We start from the raw sequence: 11,877 nt of genomic DNA, 5'->3' as shown, positions 1-11,877 counted from the left end.
TATTAGTTAAAAATTAAATTGTCCTTAGATTTCAATTGACTAGAATCAATACTATAAGCGGTGGCAATTTGAGGTATTTTTAATATATTATTTGTAATATACTGTTCTTTACTGAAACTGAATTCGCTTTCTATTTTTAATAAATAGTTTACAGTTTTATGTTCTGGCAATAAATGAAATGTTTTTATTATTTTTTCTTGTGTGTCGAATAACGACCTATATGCTCTATCCTGGAGTTTTTCAATCTTACAAACATTAGATACTAAACTCCAAGTTATTAATTGTTTATAATCTTCCCATTCATAAATTGAATAAGAAACCTGTCCGTTGTTATAATCTAAATCTGTTTTTTTTCTTTTTAACATAATACCTAATTGTTTATTTAAAAGATAGGCTAAACGATAATCTTCAAGCCTACAATGTATTCCAATTAAGGTATATAATGTTTCATCAAAAGTATCATCTAAAACAAATTTGTGAACAGCCATAACTTATATTCAGACTGGACAAATATAATATTATAAACTTGTGAAAGAAAAAGTTTGGCGCATTGTTAACAATAAATCAACTAAAACGTTATAGTTCATTTGATGAAATGAAACGGGTTTAAATCATTTTAGATATTTTACTTTGAAAAGCAAAAAAGGCCCGTTTTGAAGCTTTTTCTTCGGCTTTTTTCTTTGATGTTGCTCTTGCTTTGGCTATGACTTTGTTGTCTATAGAAAGCTTTACTGAAAAATGTTTAACATCATCATTACCAGTGTCTTCATAAACATTGTAGCCAAATGTTTTCTTTTCTTTTTGGCACCATTCAATCAGTAAGCTTTTATAACTAATAACCTTACCTTCTAAGGTTTCAATATCTACATAAGGAATGATTACTTTTTTGTAAATAAACTTTTCACAGTATTTATAACCTTTATCTAAAAAAATAGCTCCAATCAGAGCTTCAAATAAGTTGCCATGTATGTTATCGCCAAACTGACCCGAAGGGATTTTACTTTGTACCAGGTCAATAAGTTTTAAATCTTTGCCCAATTCATTTAAATGTTCCCTACTTACAATTTTAGAACGCATTTTGGTTAAATAGCCTTCGTCTCCACCAGGGACTTCCTGGTACAAGTGAGAGGCTATTACAGAGCTTAGCATGGCATCACCCAAAAATTCCAGGCGTTCATAGTTAAAAGGATTGCCTTTACTGTCTTTTATGTTCATAGAGCGGTGGGTAAAGGCTCTCTTGAAGTATTTTATTTCTTTAGGTTTAAACCCAAGGATCTTTGTTAATTCCATAAAAAAATTCCCGTTGCGTTTAAAACGGGAATTTAATATGTTACGAATGCTATTCATTCGGGATTTAGTCTATTTTTTTGAATAATACACAAGCGTTATGTCCGCCAAATCCAAATGTATTACTCATTGCTACTTTTACGTCTCGCTTTTGAGCCTTATTTAAGGTTAAATTTAATTCAGGATCAATTTTTTCGTCTACTGTACTGTGGTTAATAGTTGGAGGCACTATACCGTGTTCCATTGCTAAAATACTTGCAATAGCTTCAATTGCCCCAGCTGCACCCAATAAGTGACCTGTCATTGATTTTGTTGAATTTATATTTATATTTTTTGCGTGACTTCCAAATACTTCAGTAATTGCTTTAAGTTCTGCAACATCTCCTAAAGGTGTAGATGTACCATGTGTATTGATATGGTCTACATCTTCCGGCTTTAGGCCTGCATTTTCTAAACAATTTTTCATTACTGCTATTACACCTATACCATCAGGGTGAGGAGCGGTCATATGATGCGCATCAGAAGATAAACCACCTCCTGCTACTTCAGCATAAATTTTTGCGCCTCTGGCTTTAGCGTGCTCATATTCTTCCAGAATTAGTGCTCCTGCACCTTCTCCAAGAACAAAACCATCTCTTGTACCATCAAACGGACGAGATGCTGTTTCTGGACTTTCATTTCTTGTAGATAAAGCATGCATGGCATTAAACCCACCCATACCAGCTATAGTTACTGCGGCTTCACTACCTCCTGTAACAACTACATCACAATGCCCTAAACGTATAGAGTTAAGCGCATCAAACATAGCATTAGCAGAAGATGCACATGCAGAAACTGTTGTGTAGTTGGGTCCCATAAAACCATATTTTATGGAGATATTAGCCGGTGCAATATCAGCAATCATTTTAGGAATAAAGAACGGATTAAATCTTGGAGTACCATCACCATCAGCATAGTTTAAAACTTCTTGCTGAAAAGTTTCTAATCCTCCAATTCCTGCACCCCATATAACACCAACACGCAATTTGTTGACTTCATCAAGATTAAGCTTAGCATCTCCAATAGCTTCATCTGCAGCAACCATAGCGTATTGCGCAAATTTGTCCATTTTCCTGGCTTCTTTTCTATCAAGAAAGTCTGTTGCGTTAAAGTTTTTTAATTCGCAAGCGAACTTAGTTTTAAACTTTTCGGTATCATAATATGTTATAGGCGCAGCCCCACTTTTGCCACTAATTAAACCATTCCAATAATCGTCTTTGGAATTGCCAATTGGTGTTAAAGCTCCTAATCCTGTGACTACAACTCGCTTTAATTCCATAAAGTATTTGCTTGAATTTTCTTATTTTGCTTCTTCTATATAAGAGATAGCTTGACCAACTGTTGCAATGTTTTCAGCTTGATCATCTGGAATTTGAATATCAAATTCTTTTTCAAACTCCATTATTAATTCTACAGTGTCTAAAGAGTCTGCTCCTAAATCGTTCGTGAAGCTTGCTTCTGTAACAACCTCGTTTTCATCTACTCCTAATTTGTCTACGATAATCGCTTTTACTCTTGATGCAATGTCTGACATAATCTTTTAATTTTAAGTTTTAATTAGTTGGCAAAAATAAAAAACTTTATTCTTTTCACACACCTTTACTATAAAAATGTGTCCGTAATTTACTAAAATTACTTTGAAGTATTTTTATTTTACCCTCTAATTGTTAATAATTATTCTTTTTTTTGTTCGAATAATTTTAACACTATAGCCTGTAAATGAAATGCGCTTGAAGAATTTTACAAAGCATTCTTTTTTAATCTGATAGCGAATTATACATGATATTAATTTAAAAATATAAACCAATAGATGAAACGTATTGTCATTTTTGCGTCCGGAAGTGGTACTAATGCTGAAAATTTAATTAAGTTTTTTCATAACAGTGATAATGCTTCTGTTATTCAGGTGTTTAGTAACAATTCGCATGCCAAAGTATTGGAAAGGGCTAAAAAATTAAAAGTTAGTGCCTTCTCTTTCAATAGAATAGCTATTTCTAAAACAAATGATGTACTGAATGTTTTAAAGGCTTCTCAACCAGACTTGATTGTTTTGGCAGGGTATTTATGGAAATTTCCTGATAATATTTTAAATGAATTCCCTAATAAGGTTGTAAATATTCATCCGGCTTTACTACCTAAATACGGAGGAAAAGGTATGTATGGTATGCATGTTCATGAAGCAGTGGTTGCTAATAAAGAAACTGAAACAGGTATAACCATTCATTATGTCAATGAACATTATGATGAAGGCGCCATTATTTTTCAAGCCAAATGTCATGTAACTCCAACAGATACAGCCGAAGATGTGGCTGCCAAAATACATGAATTAGAGATGGAGCATTTTCCTAAGGTTGTAGAAAAACTTTTAAATAATTAGCTATCATGCTGAATACGGTCAAGACATCTGGTATGAGACTCTTCACTTTATTCAGAATGATAACCTTTTCCATTTTGCTTTTGTGATAAGAAATGAGTAAAAAGAAAAAGAAATATTATACAGTTTGGAAAGGTCATAAAACAGGCGTTTTTGAATCCTGGAATGACTGTAAAGCACAAATAAAAGATTTCCAGGGTGCTCAATACAAATCTTTTGCAACATTTGATGCAGCAAAAATGGCGTTAAAGGGTAACTATAAAGATTATGTTGGTAAAGCATCGAAATTTAAAAGTGAATTGTCTCCAGAGCAACTAAAAAAGATAGGTAAACCAAACTATAACTCCATTTCGGTAGATGCAGCATCAAGCGGAAACCCAGGTAAAATGGAATACCGTGGAGTAGATACCGGGACTAAGAAGCAACTTTTTATTCAGGGGCCTTTTGAAGAAGGCACTAATAATATAGGAGAGTTTTTAGCTATAGTTCATGGTCTGGCGTTGCTTAAAAAGAACAAAAGCAATCGTATTATATATACGGATTCCAAAACGGCCATGGCTTGGGTGAAAAAGAAAAATTGCAATACCAAATTACAACGTAACGAAAAGAATAAACCTGTTTTTGATTTGGTAGATAGGGCTATTGAGTGGTTAAAAAGCAACCCGTATGACACCGTTATTGTAAAATGGGAAACCAAAGCCTGGGGAGAGATTCCTGCAGATTTTGGGAGAAAATAAACGAAATAGATCTTTAAGGAAAAAGAATCTGTTATGCCTCCTGGGTTTTGAAAAAATATGGTCGCTCTAATCTTTAAAAGACTTATATTTGCAAAAAATTATCAGGTCTCTTTTATGAGTAAATTAGTAATTGTTGGCACAGTAGCTTTTGATGCTATTGAAACGCCTTTTGGAAAAACCGATAAAATTCTAGGTGGTGCTGCAACTTTTATAGGCCTTGCTGCCTCTCGTTTTGATGTTGATACTGCTGCTGTTTCTGTTGTAGGTGGCGATTTTCCGCAAGAATATTTAGATTTATTATCAAACAAGAATATTGATATATCCGGAATTGAAATTGTAAAAGACGGAAAAACATTCTTTTGGAGTGGGCGTTATCATAATGATATGAATTCTCGCGATACTTTGGTTACAGAATTAAATACTCTTGAGCACTTTAATCCTGTTGTTCCGGAAGATTATAAAGATGCTGATGTGGTTATGTTAGGGAATTTGCACCCCCTGGTTCAATCCAGTGTTTTAGATCAGATGGATAAAAAACCTAAAATGGTTATTTTGGACACCATGAATTTTTGGATGGATTGTGCTTTAGAAGATTTGTTAAATGTTATAAAGCGTATTGATGTTATTACTATAAATGATGAAGAAGCCAGGCAATTGACAGGAGAATATTCTTTAGTTGTAGCAGCTAGAAAAATTCATGACATGGGGCCAAAATATGTAGTGATTAAAAAAGGAGAACATGGGGCTTTATTGTTTCATAATGACCATGTGTTTTATGCACCGGCCTTACCTTTAGAAGAGGTGTTCGATCCAACGGGTGCGGGCGATACTTTTGCAGGTGGATTTGCTGGATATATAGCAAAAACAAAGGATTATTCTTTTGATAATATGAAGAATGCTGTGATATACGGCTCAACATTAGCGTCGTTTTGTGTTGAAAAATTTGGAACAGAGCGTATGCAAAATATAACAGATGAAGAGGTTCATAAACGCTTGCTGCAATTTAAGCAGTTAACGCAATTTGAAATAGAACTATCATAAACTAACGCGCTCAAAATAGAGTGCGTTTTTAATTAGAGTATTTTTATAAGTTCCATGTATTTGGAGATTTAAAACATTTATTATTTCTGTGAAGTCGTAACAGATTCACGAAAACATTTTTAATATGAGTGATGCCTTAAAACATGAATGCGGAATAGCAATGATTAGACTTTTAAAACCGTTGGAGTTTTATAAAGAAAAATATGGTAGTGCATTTTATGGTGTAAACAAAATGTATCTAATGATGGAAAAGCAGCACAATAGGGGGCAAGATGGTGCCGGATTTGCCAGCATTAAGTTAGATACACAACCGGGGGAGCGTTATATAAGCAGGGTTCGATCAATAGCACAGCAACCTATTCAGGATATTTTTGCCCAAATTAATGCCAGAGTTAATAGTGCTTTTGAGTCTAATCCGGAGTATAAAGATGATGTTGCTGCACAAAAAAGAAATATTCCATACATAGGCGAAGTATTATTGGGGCATGTTCGTTATGGGACCTTTGGTAAAAATAGTGTAGAGAGTGTTCATCCTTTTTTAAGACAAAATAATTGGATGCACAGAAATTTAATCATGGCGGGAAACTTTAACATGACCAATGTTAAAGAGTTATTCAGCAACCTTATAGAACTAGGACAGCATCCTAAAGAGTATACAGACACTATCACTATAATGGAAAAAATAGGCCATTTTTTAGATGATGCTGTTAGTAAAATTTATAAAGATTTAAAAAAAGAAGGCTATAATAAGAGAGAAGCTTCTCCACTTATTGCTGAACGTTTGAAAGTGGCTAAAATTTTAAGACGTGCTGCAAAAAACTGGGATGGTGGTTATGCCATGGCGGGGCTTATTGGTCATGGTGATTCGTTTGTATTAAGAGATCCAGCAGGAATTAGGCCTGCTTATTATTATCAAGACGATGAAGTGGTGGTTGTAGCATCAGAGCGTCCGGTGATTCAAACCGTTTTTAATGTGGATTTTGAAGATGTCAAAGAATTGGAACCGGGACAGGCTATTATTGCCAAAAAATCAGGAGAAGTCAGGCTAAAACAAATCTTAGAACCCTTAGAAAGAAAATCCTGTTCTTTTGAACGTATTTATTTTTCCAGGGGAAGTGATGCTGAGATATATCAAGAGCGTAAAATGTTAGGTAAATTGTTAATGCCTAAAGTGCTTGAGGCTATTGATAATGATACTAAAAATACAGTGTTCTCTTATATTCCTAATACGGCAGAAACCTCATTTTTTGGAATGGTTGAAACTGCCGAGGCGTTTATAAATAAGAGAAAAACAAAAGCTATATTGAACGGACAACGTTCATTGTCAGCTGCTAAGGTCACTGAGATTTTATCAGAACATGCCAGAGTTGAAAAGATTGCTATTAAAGATGTTAAACTTAGAACGTTTATAACTGAAGATAGTAGTAGAGATGACTTAGTAGCTCATGTCTATGATGTTACTTATGGTGTTATTAAGCCAAATGATAATCTGGTCATTATTGACGATAGTATTGTAAGAGGAACTACATTGAAGAAGAGTATTCTGAAAATGTTGGACCGTTTAAACCCTAAGAAGATTATTGTAGTATCATCAGCACCTCAAATTCGTTATCCGGACTGTTATGGAATAGATATGGCCAGATTAGAAGATCTGGTTGCTTTTAGAGCTGCTCTTGAATTACTCAAAGATACAGGTAAGTATGATACAGTTAAAGAGGTATACCAAAAGTGTATGACTCAAACAGATCTGGAAGATAAATTTGTTCAAAACTTTGTAAAAGAAATATATGATCCTTTTACAGATGAACAGATTTCAGACAAGATCTCAGAATTGTTAAGTGATGAAAGTGTTAATGCAGAAGTGAAAATTATTTTTCAGCCTGTAGAGAATTTACATAAGGCCTGTCCAGACCATTCCGGAGATTGGTATTTTACAGGGAACTATCCAACGGTTGGAGGTAATAGAGTGGTGAACAGAGCCTTTATTAATTTTTATGAAGGAAACAAAGAACGCGCCTATTAATTGTGAAGTTTATAGTTTTTTACGGTTTAACTACAGATAATGTATTTCACCGCATAAATATGTTGTTTGTCTAAAAAATAATCAGATTATCTAAAATACATATAACTTGGTCTCACCATAACATAAGTAGGTTAAGTTCATGGTAGATTTGGGGCAAAAAAAGGTGAACTCTCGTTCGCCTTTTTTTATACAATTTAGTGTCCGCTTTCATCTTCATTCTCTTTTTTTGCATTTCAACTTGAATAATTGACCGTATTTCGGTTAAGCCAATATTTTAAGTCGTTTAACTAATATATTTTAACAAATTTTATAACCGTTATATATTTGAACCACCATAACATAAGTAGGTTAAGTTCATGGTAGATTTGGGGCAAAAAGGTGAACGAAAGTTCACCTTTTTCATTTTATGATATTTAAACTATTTACACATAAAAAAGTCGCCTGGAAAGTAAATGTCCAGGCGACTTTTTTATGTTTTGGATTCTTGTGCTAATTACTTAGCTTCAGCATAACGTCTTTCAGCTTCATTCCAGTTAATCACATTAAAAAATGCATTAATATAATCAGGACGACGATTTTGATAATTTAAGTAATAAGCATGCTCCCAAACATCTAATCCTAAAATAGGTGTGCCGCCACAGCCAACACCTGGCATTAATGAATTATCTTGGTTTGGTGTTGAGCAAATTTCAACCTTACCACCCTTGTGAACACATAACCATGCCCATCCTGAACCAAAACGCGTTGCAGCAGCTTTACTAAAGGCAGCAATAAATTCATCTTTAGATCCGTAGGCCGCTTCAATAGCGTCTTTTAATTCCCCTGACAAGTAGCCTCTGTCTTCAGGATTCATAACAGTCCAGAATAATGAATGGTTATAAAACCCACCACCATTATTTCTAACAGCAGCATTATTCATATCTAAATTTGTTAAAATTTCTTCTATAGATTTACCTTCTAAATCTGTTCCTGCAATAGCGTTATTTAAGTTATTAGTGTAGCCTTGGTGATGTTTGGTATGGTGTATCTCCATGGTTCTTGCATCCATGTGAGGTTCTAAAGCATCATAAGCATATCCTAATTTTGGTAATTCAAAAGCCATAATTGTTTATTTTATATTAAAATTTAATTTCTTTCAAATTTACGCATAATAGAAGTCAATTAAAAATAATAAATTGTTATCAAACCATTGATAGTTTTTATCTTGTATCCAAAATATTCTTTATGCCGCAAAAACACCCTTTCACCATATATAATGCTTCTGCTGGCAGTGGAAAAACCTATACATTGGTTAAAGAGTATTTAAAGCTTTTATTTCAATCTGATAACTTATTTCATTTTAAACGCATTCTGGCTATTACATTTACAAATAAAGCTGTTGCCGAAATGAAAGAGCGTATTATTGACACCTTAAAAAAATTTACAACACAAGGTGTGGCAGCTGAATACGATAGTATGTTTGAGGCCATTTGCGAGGAATTACAAATGGAACCGGAAGCGCTTCAGAAAAAATCTGAAACCATATTAAATAGTATAGTGCATAATTATGCTGCATTTGATATTTCAACCATTGATGGATTTACCCATAGATTGATACGAACCTTTGCGCATGATTTAAAACTGCCCTTAAATTTTGAAGTAGAACTAGACCAGGACGCTCTGTTAAATGAAGCTGTTGATAGCTTAATTTCTAAAGCCGGTACTTATAAAGAACTTACAAAAGTACTCGTGGATTTTGCCATTGAAAAAGCAGATAATGATAAAAGCTGGGATGTGTCTTTTGATTTTAATAAGATAGCAAAGCTTTTAGTTAAGGAAAATGACATGGCTTTTGTTGAACAACTTAAAGATAAGACGCTTGATGATTTTAAGGCTCTTAAAGTAACGCTACGCCAAGAGGTTTTAACTGTAGAAAAAGCTATCATTGAAAACGCACAACAGGTGCTTACATTAATTGAAGAAGCAGGGTTAGAACATTCTGATTTTTCAAGAGGAACACTTCCAAATCATTTCAAAAAAGTGTTAGCCTTAAACTTAAATAAACTTTATGACAATAAACTAGAGGAGAATATCTCTGAAAGAAAAAGTATTTACAATAAATCATTAAGCCCTGAGTTAGCCACTACTATTGATGCTTTATTACCCGATATAGAGACGTTATACAAGCGTATTAAAGCTCAAGTATTTCATCTTAAGTTTTTAAAAACGTTTTATAAAAATGTTACACCCATATCTGTATTAAATGCTATTAATAATGAGCTTATTCAGATAAAAGGCGATCAGAATAAAATGCTGATCTCAGAATTTAATACCATTATAAGCAAGGAAATTAAGGCGCAACCTACACCATTTATTTATGAGAGAATGGGTGAGAAATTCAACCATTATTTTATAGATGAGTTTCAGGATACTTCGGTTATGCAATGGGAAAATTTGATTCCGCTATTAGGAAATTCACTTGCAGCAGAGGGTGGGAGTGTTATGTTAGTTGGAGATGCAAAACAAGCTATTTATCGCTGGAGAGGTGGAAAAGCAGAACAGTTTATGGGGCTGTTTAGTAATGAGAACCCATTTCATGTTAAAAAACATGTTGAAAGTTTAGCGTCAAACTTTAGAAGCTTTAAAGCCATAGTGAATTTTAATAACGGATTTTTTAAGTTTTTGGCACATCGGGTTTTTAAAAAGGAAGATTACCAAAGACTATATCAAAATGCTTATCAAAAGCCAACACAGGATAAAGAAGGGTATGTAGAGCTCTCATTTTTAAATATTGAAAAGGAAGATGATAGACATGTTATTTTCCCCGAAAAGGTTTTTGAAAAACTGAATAGTTGTTTAGACAAGGGGTTTCAGCTAAATGATATTTGCGTTTTAGTAAGAAAGAAAAAGGAAGGTGTTGCCATAGCAAACTATTTAAGTCAGCAAAATATACCAATAATATCTTCAGAAACATTATTGATTAATAATGCACCCGAAGTCGTTTTTATTAATAATTTGTTGACGCTTTTAGTTCAGCCCGAAAACAATGAAATAAAAATTAAGGTCCTTGATTATCTTACTGAGCTTTTTAATATAGAAGATAAGCATGAGTTTTTTATAAAGCATATAAACCTAAAAACCGAAGCCTTATTACAAAGTTTAGAATCTTATAATGTTTATGTGTCAGGCCAGCAGTTATTGCAGCTACCACTCTATGATTTACTGGAAACCATTATAAGAAGCTTTAATTTAGTTACAAGCTCTAATGCATATGTGCAGTTTTATCTGGATGAGGTTTTAGATTTTTCGCAGAAAAAAGGCTCTGATATTTCAGGCTTTTTAGATTATTTTGAAAAGAAAAAAGAGCATTTAAGTATTGTGTCTTCAAAGGGGCAAAATGCCGTACAAATAATGACCATACATAAGTCTAAAGGTTTAGAGTTTCCAGTGGTTATTTTTCCTTATGCTGATTTAGATATTTATAGAGAGTTAGAGCCCAAAGAATGGTTTAAAATAGACAGAGAAAAATATAATGGGTTTTCAAATACGCTTTTAAATTATAGTAAAGACTTTGAGTTTTTTGGAGAAGAAGGACAAGCTATTTATAACCGGCACCAATCAGAATTGGAATTAGATCATATTAATTTGATCTATGTAGCCTTAACCCGGGCTATCGAACAATTATATGTGATTTCAACCAACGATATTTCGCCTAAAGGTATAGTTAATGAAAAAAAATATTCGGGGTTGCTGCTTGCATATCTTCAGGATTTAGGTGCTTGGAATAACTTAGAATCTACTTATGTTTTTGGAAACCCTGAAAATGTATCAAAAAGGTCTAAAGCTCCGGACATAACTCAATTACATAATGAATTTATTTCAACCTCTAAAGAAGCGCATAACATTAAAGTAATTACAAAATCAGGTTATCTATGGGATACCAATCAACAAGAAGCCATTGAAAAAGGGAATTTAATCCATAATATCATGTCTCAGATCATAACGGTAGAAGATGTAGGTAATGTTATTAACGATTTTGTGGAAGCGTCATTAATTACAGCCCAGCAAGCTTTGCCTCTTAAAGAAACCATTTTGTATATAGTTAATCATCCTGAGCTTCAAGATTATTTCAGCTCAAAATATACCATATATACTGAACATGATATAATTACCAAAACCGGCATTATTTTAAGGCCGGACAGGGTGGTGATTAATGCAAAGCATGAGGCTGTTATAATAGATTATAAGACTGGTGCTGAAGATAAAACGCATCAACAACAATTACAGGTTTATCAGGATGTTTTAGAGGATATGAAAATAAGTGTCAAAAAGAAGATTCTTATCTATGTAAATGATGATATTAAGATAAAAGATGTGTAAATTTGCGGAAAATTCAA

Annotated in this window: 10 protein-coding genes; 5 read left to right on the top strand and 5 right to left on the bottom strand. The window is 33.4% G+C overall.

The features are described 5' to 3' along the window. Positions 1–2: 2 nt before the first annotated feature. From VOI54_RS03330 to VOI54_RS03315, 4 genes are all read right to left on the bottom strand, one after another. Positions 3–488 carry an IPExxxVDY family protein gene (locus VOI54_RS03330; RefSeq protein WP_326281299.1) on the bottom strand — a complete coding sequence of 162 codons (486 nt, stop codon included), beginning with the start codon at positions 486–488 and terminating at the stop codon, positions 3–5. Positions 489–606: 118 nt separating this feature from the next. Next, positions 607–1,347 (bottom strand): ribonuclease III, encoded by a 741-nt coding sequence (rnc, locus tag VOI54_RS03325; protein ID WP_326281298.1) that lies wholly within the window; start codon positions 1,345–1,347, stop codon positions 607–609. A 7-nt stretch (positions 1,348–1,354) separates the two neighbouring features. Then, positions 1,355–2,605, bottom strand: coding sequence for a beta-ketoacyl-ACP synthase II (gene fabF / locus VOI54_RS03320; protein ID WP_326281297.1), 1,251 nt, complete (start codon positions 2,603–2,605; stop codon positions 1,355–1,357). 21 nt (positions 2,606–2,626) lie between these two features. After that, positions 2,627–2,860, bottom strand: coding sequence for an acyl carrier protein (locus VOI54_RS03315; protein ID WP_008269813.1), 234 nt, complete (start codon positions 2,858–2,860; stop codon positions 2,627–2,629). A 276-nt stretch (positions 2,861–3,136) separates the two neighbouring features. Between VOI54_RS03315 and purN the strand changes: the two genes are divergently transcribed. The 4 genes from purN to VOI54_RS03295 all read left to right on the top strand — a co-directional run bounded on the left by purN (position 3,137) and on the right by VOI54_RS03295 (position 7,501). Further along, a complete protein-coding gene (gene purN / locus VOI54_RS03310) occupies positions 3,137–3,703 on the top strand; it encodes a phosphoribosylglycinamide formyltransferase (protein ID WP_326281296.1) in 567 nt (188 codons plus the stop codon). A 92-nt stretch (positions 3,704–3,795) separates the two neighbouring features. Then, on the top strand, positions 3,796–4,437 hold the full coding sequence (locus VOI54_RS03305) for a ribonuclease H1 domain-containing protein (protein WP_326281295.1): 642 nt from the start codon (positions 3,796–3,798) through the stop codon (positions 4,435–4,437). A 114-nt stretch (positions 4,438–4,551) separates the two neighbouring features. After that, positions 4,552–5,478: a PfkB family carbohydrate kinase gene (locus VOI54_RS03300; RefSeq protein WP_326281294.1), complete on the top strand. Its 927-nt coding sequence runs from the start codon at positions 4,552–4,554 to the stop codon at positions 5,476–5,478. A 124-nt stretch (positions 5,479–5,602) separates the two neighbouring features. Next, on the top strand, positions 5,603–7,501 hold the full coding sequence (locus VOI54_RS03295; protein WP_326281293.1) for an amidophosphoribosyltransferase: 1,899 nt from the start codon (positions 5,603–5,605) through the stop codon (positions 7,499–7,501). 493 nt (positions 7,502–7,994) lie between these two features. Here VOI54_RS03295 and VOI54_RS03290 read toward each other — a convergent pair whose 3' ends face one another. Continuing rightward, positions 7,995–8,603, bottom strand: coding sequence for a superoxide dismutase (locus VOI54_RS03290; RefSeq protein ID WP_326281292.1), 609 nt, complete (start codon positions 8,601–8,603; stop codon positions 7,995–7,997). Between the two features lie 122 nt (positions 8,604–8,725). Between VOI54_RS03290 and VOI54_RS03285 the strand changes: the two genes are divergently transcribed. Then, on the top strand, positions 8,726–11,860 hold the full coding sequence (locus tag VOI54_RS03285; protein WP_326281291.1) for a UvrD-helicase domain-containing protein: 3,135 nt from the start codon (positions 8,726–8,728) through the stop codon (positions 11,858–11,860). Positions 11,861–11,877 lie beyond the last annotated feature (17 nt).

It is taken from the genome of Alterotamlana spongicola, from assembly GCF_035818475.1.
In the GTDB taxonomy this organism is placed as follows: domain Bacteria; phylum Bacteroidota; class Bacteroidia; order Flavobacteriales; family Flavobacteriaceae; genus Cognatitamlana.
Note: the sequence above shows the minus strand (reverse complement) of the source record. Positions and strands in the feature narration are given on the sequence as shown.

Excerpts from the sequence above, each read along its gene's own strand:
- fabF (WP_326281297.1), bottom strand. The coding sequence starts at position 2,605 with ATGGAATTAAAGCGAGTTGTAGTCACAGGATTAGGAGCTTTAACACCA.
- VOI54_RS03285 (WP_326281291.1), top strand. The coding sequence starts at position 8,726 with ATGCCGCAAAAACACCCTTTCACCATATATAATGCTTCTGCTGGCAGT.
- VOI54_RS03290 (WP_326281292.1), bottom strand. The coding sequence starts at position 8,603 with ATGGCTTTTGAATTACCAAAATTAGGATATGCTTATGATGCTTTAGAA.
- VOI54_RS03300 (WP_326281294.1), top strand. The coding sequence starts at position 4,552 with ATGAGTAAATTAGTAATTGTTGGCACAGTAGCTTTTGATGCTATTGAA.
- VOI54_RS03315 (WP_008269813.1), bottom strand. The coding sequence starts at position 2,860 with ATGTCAGACATTGCATCAAGAGTAAAAGCGATTATCGTAGACAAATTA.
- VOI54_RS03305 (WP_326281295.1), top strand. The coding sequence starts at position 3,796 with ATGAGTAAAAAGAAAAAGAAATATTATACAGTTTGGAAAGGTCATAAA.
- VOI54_RS03330 (WP_326281299.1), bottom strand. The coding sequence starts at position 488 with ATGGCTGTTCACAAATTTGTTTTAGATGATACTTTTGATGAAACATTA.
- VOI54_RS03295 (WP_326281293.1), top strand. The coding sequence starts at position 5,603 with ATGAGTGATGCCTTAAAACATGAATGCGGAATAGCAATGATTAGACTT.
- rnc (WP_326281298.1), bottom strand. The coding sequence starts at position 1,347 with ATGAATAGCATTCGTAACATATTAAATTCCCGTTTTAAACGCAACGGG.
- purN (WP_326281296.1), top strand. The coding sequence starts at position 3,137 with ATGAAACGTATTGTCATTTTTGCGTCCGGAAGTGGTACTAATGCTGAA.